General features: G+C 43.7%; 8 protein-coding genes. 3 read left to right on the top strand and 5 right to left on the bottom strand.

Going from position 1 to position 7,477, the window contains the following annotated elements:
• Positions 1-28: 28 nt before the first annotated feature.
• Positions 29-841, bottom strand: a complete 813-nt coding sequence (locus CHU92_RS08140; protein WP_243389573.1) for an SDR family NAD(P)-dependent oxidoreductase — start codon at positions 839-841, stop codon at positions 29-31.
• Between the two features lie 134 nt (positions 842-975).
• On the opposite strand from CHU92_RS08140, the gene CHU92_RS08145 reads away from it, so the two are divergent.
• A complete protein-coding gene (locus tag CHU92_RS08145; protein ID WP_094414437.1) occupies positions 976-3,141 on the top strand; it encodes a DUF7619 domain-containing protein in 2,166 nt (721 codons plus the stop codon).
• 73 nt (positions 3,142-3,214) lie between these two features.
• The gene (locus CHU92_RS08150) at positions 3,215-3,985 is read left to right on the top strand and encodes a TIGR02757 family protein (RefSeq protein ID WP_094414439.1); all 771 of its coding nucleotides are present in this window, start codon (positions 3,215-3,217) and stop codon (positions 3,983-3,985) included.
• Here the strand turns inward: CHU92_RS08150 and CHU92_RS08155 are convergent, their stop codons facing one another.
• From CHU92_RS08155 to rlmD, 4 genes are read right to left on the bottom strand one after another with little or no spacing between them, the layout of a single operon-like run.
• Positions 3,986-4,495 carry a hypothetical protein gene (locus CHU92_RS08155; protein ID WP_094414441.1) on the bottom strand — a complete coding sequence of 170 codons (510 nt, stop codon included), beginning with the start codon at positions 4,493-4,495 and terminating at the stop codon, positions 3,986-3,988.
• A gap of 29 nt (positions 4,496-4,524) precedes the next feature.
• A complete protein-coding gene (locus CHU92_RS08160; protein WP_094414443.1) occupies positions 4,525-5,247 on the bottom strand; it encodes a DUF6048 family protein in 723 nt (240 codons plus the stop codon).
• Positions 5,219-5,743: a DUF6452 family protein gene (locus tag CHU92_RS08165; protein ID WP_094414445.1), complete on the bottom strand. Its 525-nt coding sequence runs from the start codon at positions 5,741-5,743 to the stop codon at positions 5,219-5,221. The genes CHU92_RS08160 and CHU92_RS08165 overlap by 29 nt, the downstream gene beginning before the upstream one ends.
• A 20-nt stretch (positions 5,744-5,763) precedes the next feature.
• Complete coding sequence (gene rlmD / locus CHU92_RS08170; RefSeq protein ID WP_094414449.1) at positions 5,764-7,179, bottom strand: 23S rRNA (uracil(1939)-C(5))-methyltransferase RlmD; 1,416 nt, start codon at positions 7,177-7,179, stop codon at positions 5,764-5,766.
• Between the two features lie 109 nt (positions 7,180-7,288).
• On the opposite strand from rlmD, the gene CHU92_RS15825 reads away from it, so the two are divergent.
• The gene (locus CHU92_RS15825) at positions 7,289-7,441 is read left to right on the top strand and encodes a hypothetical protein (RefSeq protein WP_165764616.1); all 153 of its coding nucleotides are present in this window, start codon (positions 7,289-7,291) and stop codon (positions 7,439-7,441) included.
• Positions 7,442-7,477 lie beyond the last annotated feature (36 nt).

Raw genomic sequence — 7,477 nt, forward strand, 5'->3', positions numbered from 1 at the left:
TCATGGCGGTACGGGGGGCAGCATTTACTTATTTATCCTTCTTGCTCGGATTCATTTGTTTGCGGTAATTTTCAGCAAGGGCTTCATCAGGCAGTATATTGCCTAATGTGATCTGTAGCTTGTTCTTCATACCCGAAACAATTTTACTTTCTCCTTTTTGTAAAGCTTCATACCCGTCTTTGGCAACATCAGCCGGGTCAGCCAGGTCTTTTTCCTGGTACACAACGGTATGTTCAGCCCCGGCTTTATTGAAAAAATCTGTTTCAGTAGGGCCGGGCAGCAGGGCTGTCATGGTAACATTGGTATCTTTAAGTTCATTTATAAGACCCTGAGTAAAATTATATACGAATGCCTTAGTGCCGGCATAAACAGCCAGTAGGGGTGTTGGTGCTTTGCTTGATGTAGAGGCCAGTTGCAGTACCTTACCGGAATTGCGTGCAACCATATCTTTTAGAAAAAGTTTGGTCAGTATAACCGTTGCCACTATGTTCAACTGGATTATATCCAGCTCCTTTTGCAGGTCGGTTTCGGTAAACTTGCCCCACACGCCCTGACCGGCATCATTAACTAAAACATCAATTTGCAGCCCTTCCAGTTTTATTTCCTCATATAATTTTTCTGCAGCGCCCTGCCGCATAAGGTCTGCGGCAATGCCATATGCTTTTACGCCATATTGTGCCGTAAGCTCCTGGGCCACTGTTTCTAAGTCTTCCTGAGTACGTGCTACCAGGATGATATTATAGCCGTCTTTTGCAAAGCATCGCGCAAGTTCCAGGCCTATGCCGCTTGTACCTCCCGTTATTAACGCTATTTGTCCTTTATAGGCTTTATTTTCCATCATCAAAGTTTTATTTTTTTCAAAGTTAAGGGTATAACCGCAGGAATGCTCCCAAATGTTTTATAACACTTTCCTAAAGGCTGTTGCAGAATTTAACACAATAAATGTTTTAACTTTGTTTACTAATCCAACTACTTATGAAACTAAAATTATTTTTCCTGTTTTTGCTTTGTATGATGAAGCCGGGAAGTTATGCCCAGGCAGTTGTCAACCCTGTGCCTGACCTGGAACAATGTGGTAATGATGTGTTTGACCTTACTGTACAGGTGCCACAGTTACTGGGAAGCCAGGATCCGGACGAATTTACAGTTGATTTTTATACTACTGAAGCTTCGGCCGTTGCGGGTACTCCGGCCATTGCTAACCCTCAGGCTTTTGTCGCCCCGGGTGAAGAAACTGTTATTTATGCAAGGGTTAGCAGCCTTGCCGGCGGCACATGGGATATTACTATGTTTAGCCTCATCATTAATCCGTTGCCGTTCCTTAATGGAGCAGATAATGTTGTGGCCTGTGATTCCTATATACTTCCACCACTTTCTACAGGCAACTATTATACTGGCTCCATGGGAACAGGTACCATGCTTCCTGCCGGAACAGTTATAACCACTACACAGCTAATATACATCTTTATACAGACAGCTCAAATGTGTACGGCAGAGGAGAGTTTTACAATTGAAATAGGGATATTGCCGGTTAATAATCCTACACCGCTGGTAGTCTGTGATTATGCCAGTAATGGCATCGGTATTTTTAACCTCGGGTTGAAGAATAATGAAATCACGGGTGGCTATAGTGGTACGTTCATAACATATCATGCCACTGAAGAAGATGCCTTGGCGGGGGTTAATCCTATTGGCAATTTTAATGCCTATTTTAGCCCGTCAGCGATAGTTTATGCCCGGGCAGTTTCATCCGGTAGTGGCTGCCAGGCAGTCATCCCGCTAACCCTAACCGTGGCGCAGTGCAATAACAACACAGTTTCCGGCAAAATTACCTTTGACCAGGATAATAACGGATGTACGGCAACAGACTTTCCGGCAGAAAACATCAGCATATTTTGCGCTGGGGGCAGTACTACCATACAGACCTTCACCGATGCTGAAGGAAATTACAGCTTTAACAACTTACCGGCAGGTACCAATGTAGTTACGGTATCACAGAACAATATCACTTTCTCGGTTACGCCAAGTGCCCATATTGTAAATATGCCAGGGATGGAAGTTAGTAAAAATTTCTGTCTTTCAGTACCTAATTCTACAACAGATGTTGCTGTTTCTTTAATACCGGTTTCACAGGCACGTCCCGGTTTTCCGGCCACTTACTCACTTGTTTACAGGAACGCAGGAACTACTGTAGCCTCAGGGACTGTTACACTTGCATTTCCTGATGATAAACTGGTATTTAACAATTCGGCTCCCGCAATGGTGCAATCAGGCAATACCTTATCTTTTAATTATGAAAACCTTTTGCCTTTCCAGAGAAGGGTTATCAGCATAACATTTACAGTAGTCACACCTCCGGTAGCACAAAGTGGCGATATCCTTGTTTTTACGGCAGCGATGACACCGATAGACATAGACTCTAATGCTGCCAACAATACCGATATGGTGCAACATACATTGGTTAATTCTTATGATCCAAATGATATATCGGTTCGCGAAGGGGAGTCTATAACACCTGACCAGGCACAGGGATTCCTGCATTATGTAATTCGTTTCCAGAATTTAGGCACAGCCGAAGCCATAAAAGTCAGGATAGAGAATTATCTTGATGATAAGCTCGACTGGATTACTTTCAGGCCACTGGCTTCGAGCCACAGCTACAGGGTAGCGAGGAGAGGCAACGAAGTAATGTTCTTTTTTGATAATATAAACCTCCCGCCAAGTTCCGTTAACGAACCCGCAAGCCAGGGCTATATATCCTACAGGATAAAGCCGAAGGCAGATGTGGAGGTTGGTGATGTAATTGAAAATAATGCAGCTGTCTTTTTTGATTTCAATGCGCCAGTATTTACAAATACTGTAGCTACCACTGTTGAAGAAGCACTTTTTGTAACTGATAATTCACGGTTAGCGCAATTCCATGTATATCCCAATCCGGCCTCAGGCCTATTTACCGTAAGCCTTCAGGAAATATCGGAAGCCGTGGCCACTATTACTGATGTAACCGGGAAAACAGTGCAAAAGCTGGTTTTAACCGATGCGCAGTCATCAGTTGATATTTCAGCACTAACCCACGGCCTTTATTTTATAAATGTGGCATCAGAAGGCTTTTCTGTTACTAAAAAAATTATTGTAAAATAAAAAAGATACATAAGTCTTTCTGCAAAAGGCAATGCTGCATAAATGCCCTACATTTGCAGGCTGAATGAAGAGGATGAAACTAAGCGACCTTAAAGATTTTCTTGACGAAAAGGCAGAACTGTATAATAATCCTGATTTTATAAGTTCTGACCCCATACAGATACCCCACGCTTTTACGTTGAAGGAAGATATCGAAATATCCGGCTTCCTTGCGGCAACTATAGCCTGGGGTAACCGGAAAATGGTGGTTAACAACTGTAACAGGATGATGAACTTCATGGGTAACAGCCCCTATGATTTTGTAATGTCGCACCGCCCCGGTGATCTGGAACCGCTGCAAAGTTTTGTCCACCGTACGTTCAACGGCACAGACTTTACCACTTTTATCCGGGGCTTAAGGCACATTTATATTAACTACGGCGGGCTTGAGGAAATCTTTAGCCAAAACCAGAAAGGTAATATGCTACATGCAGCCATTACTATCCTCAAACAGAAGTTCTTTGAGATAGAACACCAGCAGCGTACCCTGAAACATATTGCAGACCCTATCCGCAACAGCGCGGCCAAGAGGATACACCTTTTCCTTCGGTGGATGGTGAGGCAGGACAGGGCAGGGGTAGACCTGGGTATCTGGAAACAGATAAAGCCCGCAGTATTATCATGCCCGCTTGATGTACATTCCGGTAATGTGGCGAGGAAACTGGGACTTATAACAAGAAAACAGGATGACCTGAAGGCCCTGAATGAACTTGATACCCATTTGCGCAGTATGGATGCCTCAGACCCGGTTAAATATGATTACGCACTTTTCGGGCTTGGTGTTTTTGAAGGCTGGAAACTGTGATTACTGCTTTTTCAGTACAGCCTTTTGGTAAGATACCTGTATCCGCGATGTTACTTTAGGGCTTTCTTCTGTGCCGTTACCGCTTATTGTTTCCTGTCCGGGCGCTGATGAGGTCAGCTCAAATATAATGCTGTCCTTGTTGAATGTGTATAAATCATAGATAAGGTAGCCACCTGTTTCAAAACAGGTAAAGGATTTATTCCCAAAGAGTGAAAGGTCTATCAGGATACCGTTTTTTTCATCTATGCGGTACTTTCCTTTGGCTACATCAACAGTTACTAATTCGTAATCCCTGATATCTTTGTTGTCATATACGGTTTTCCATGTAAAACGTCCCCCATTTGTTTGTGCAATATGGAGTTCCATTGGTACAGAATGAAGTACTTTGCCCTGTGGTGAAAATATTTCCAAAATCCCTTTCCACGTACCTTCATAAGCTTTAAAATAGCTTTCCTGGCCAACGGCTGTAGTTAGGGTTAATAATACGGTGATGGTAATTAAAAACTTCATAATAAAATGTCAGTCAAAAAAGTTTATTCTTATTTTTTTTCTTTCCTGCTCTTTGCCTTTTTATAAATGGGTATGAAGTACGATACGGTGTAGTTAAAGCCTGCCCCGAAGCTGCCACCGTAGGTGCGGTTAAAACCCGGTATATACAGGTTATCAAAGTTGTTGGGTTTGTTGTTAGCCAGCAGTAGATGCAGCCTTACGCTAAAACCCAGGTACAGGTTGTCAAAAATTTCAGCTTTGACACCACCCAGCACTTCGGCCCAGTGTGCTGTAAGACCATCATAATCGCGTCCCGCAACAAAAGGCGCCTGGTTAAAGTAACCTGACGGATCATAAATCCGGTAGGAGTTGAGGGTATGGCTGAAGTTGCTTACGCCATAGCGGACGCCCGCATATATCATGTTCTCCATATCAAGCCAGTTCTCATAGGCGTTATAATCAATGCCTATTTTGAGGTAGCTTCCCTTTGTGGTAAAGTTCAGTTGAGTGTCATCAACAGTGTTTTCTTCGTTGCCTATTTCACCGGCAATGTATATTTTTTTGGTAAGCCTGAAATCAGCTACTACTTCAAAACCACGATAGCCATCATCATATACTGAGCGGGCAATACGATGCAGGTCGGCCCCTATGCGCAATCCGTAGCGGTCTGTTTTCGGGGGTGCGGCAACAGTATCAGTAGTTTTTTCCTGTGCCCGGAGTACCGGTGCGGCAAGCAGCAAAAGGCTAAAAATAAATGTATATATGTGCTTCATTTTGATCTTCAATGTTAGTTCGTTCCACGCCAACCTCACTTATCCAGAAGTTATCTCCCGTATCCTGCAGTAGTACATCATTATTAGGGTCAGGGCCCAGGTAAAAGTGTGTTTTATAGCCACAGGCGCGCGACACATAAATTTCGTTTCGGGTGTAGTTGAAGGTAATGCGGTCTTCATTTCGGGTACCATTTGTGGCTGTTGCGTTGTAAATAAGCCTGTAGGTTGTGGTATCGGCATCAGTGCGCAGGGGTATCCTTATAGTATTGGCGCTGGTAACATCGCTTCCGCTAAATAATACAGGTGTTTCCATATTTTCAGCAATCACCCTTAAATTAAGAACGCTTTTAGGTTGGGTACGGTTATCCCGCTCATAAAATTCTATAACTACACTTGGTGTGGTGGGGGTGCCTTCGGCGCATATATCATCTTTCTCACAACTTATAAAATAAGCTGCCGAAAGCAGCAGCATAAACATGATTATTCCTTTTTTCATAGCGGCTCAGTGGTTGCGTATTATCGTTTTTCCAAAAGTACAACATTTTCCACATGGTGCGTCTGCGGGAACATATCTACCGGGCGTACACGGGTTACCCTGTACATTTCATCCATCAGTGCCAGGTCGCGTGCCTGTGTAGCCGAGTTGCAGCTTACATATACAATCTTCTCTGCACCAATCTTCAGCAACTGTTCCACTACGTCCTTGTGCATGCCATCGCGCGGCGGGTCGGTAATAATAACGTCAGGCCTTCCGTGCGTAGCGATGAATTCATCGTTGAATACTACTTTCATGTCACCCACAAAAAACTCGCAGTTGGTAATGTTATTGCGCTTTGCATTCTCTTTGGCATCGGCAATAGCTTCGGGAACGGCTTCCACGCCAATTACCCTGCCTGCTTTGCGCGACACGAACTGCGCAATGGTCCCTGTGCCTGTATAAAGGTCGTATACCAGCTCATTACCTGTTAACCCTGCAAAATCGCGGGTTATTTTGTATAGTTCATATGCCTGGTCAGAATTGGTCTGGTAGAATGACTTGGCATTGATGCTGAAATGCAGGCCTTCCATTTCCTCAAGGATATAATCGCGGCCTTTGTACAAAACCACATCCTGGTCATATATAGTGTCGTTGGCTTTTTGGTTCACCACATACTGCAGCGAGGTAATTCCCGGGAAAGACTCCGCAACAAAATCCAGCACCAATTCGCGCTCTTCCTTATTATCGTCAAAAAATTGAATCAGCACCATGATCTCGCCTGTTGAAGCCGTACGTATCATGAGCGTGCGCAGCAGCCCTGAATGCTCACGCGGGTTGAAGAATGCAAGGTTATTCGCAATGGCAAAATCACGTATGGCGTTGCGTATGGCATTGCTTGGGTCTTCCTGCAGGTGGCATTTTGTGATGTTGAGTATCTTATCCCACATGCGGGGTATGTGGAAACCCAATGCATTGCGGTTGTCAATATCTTCGCCGCTTTCAGCTTCATCATCGGTAATCCATCGGGCATTACTGAAGGAGAACTCCATTTTATTGCGGTAGAAGAACTGCTTGTCGCTCCCTTTTATGGGCTCAAATTCCGGCAGTTCAATCTTGCCAATGCGTTTCAGGTGGTTATACACCTCGCGGTTCTTGTAAAACAACTGCTTTTCATACTTCATATTCTGCCACTTGCAGCCGCCGCAGGGCCCGAAATGCTGGCAGGGCGGTATAACCCTGTCAGCCGAATATTCATGGAAATGCACAGCCTTGCCTTCGTAATATGCCTTACGTTTTTTAAAGGTTTGCACATCAACCACATCACCCGGCACTACGCGTGGAATAAAAATAACTTTACCGTCGGGTGCCTTGGCTACCGACACGCCTTTAGCGCCGGCGTCGAGCACTTCTACATTATTGAAAACTATCTTATCGGTTTTCTTCTTTTTTCCCATCCGGCAAAAATACGGGTTTGGGTTTACATTGCAGAAAATATTTTGAAGCTGCTCTAAAACATCAGGAAAATCTAAATATTGTATATTAGCTACTACCAAACTATATGTTATGAAAAAAATTATTTTACTGCTCCTGTTTGTATTATCTGCCTCATCCTTAAACGCACAGGAAAAAATTATTGATACTGAATTTTTCAGATGTGAGAACAAGTGGGTTCTACTTCCTGCAAAAGAAAATGACAGTTTAACTGAATTTGTTTAGTACACGACAAAAAACATAATTGATTAAAAATCAATA

The organism is Flavobacterium cyanobacteriorum (assembly GCF_002251835.1).
Lineage (GTDB): Bacteria > Bacteroidota > Bacteroidia > Flavobacteriales > Flavobacteriaceae > Flavobacterium > Flavobacterium cyanobacteriorum.

Excerpts from the sequence above, each read along its gene's own strand:
- CHU92_RS08140 (WP_243389573.1), bottom strand. The coding sequence starts at position 841 with ATGATGGAAAATAAAGCCTATAAAGGACAAATAGCGTTAATAACGGGA.
- CHU92_RS08145 (WP_094414437.1), top strand. The coding sequence starts at position 976 with ATGAAACTAAAATTATTTTTCCTGTTTTTGCTTTGTATGATGAAGCCG.
- CHU92_RS08150 (WP_094414439.1), top strand. The coding sequence starts at position 3,215 with ATGAAACTAAGCGACCTTAAAGATTTTCTTGACGAAAAGGCAGAACTG.
- CHU92_RS08155 (WP_094414441.1), bottom strand. The coding sequence starts at position 4,495 with ATGAAGTTTTTAATTACCATCACCGTATTATTAACCCTAACTACAGCC.
- CHU92_RS08160 (WP_094414443.1), bottom strand. The coding sequence starts at position 5,247 with ATGAAGCACATATATACATTTATTTTTAGCCTTTTGCTGCTTGCCGCA.
- CHU92_RS08165 (WP_094414445.1), bottom strand. The coding sequence starts at position 5,743 with ATGAAAAAAGGAATAATCATGTTTATGCTGCTGCTTTCGGCAGCTTAT.
- rlmD (WP_094414449.1), bottom strand. The coding sequence starts at position 7,179 with ATGGGAAAAAAGAAGAAAACCGATAAGATAGTTTTCAATAATGTAGAA.
- CHU92_RS15825 (WP_165764616.1), top strand. The coding sequence starts at position 7,289 with ATGAAAAAAATTATTTTACTGCTCCTGTTTGTATTATCTGCCTCATCC.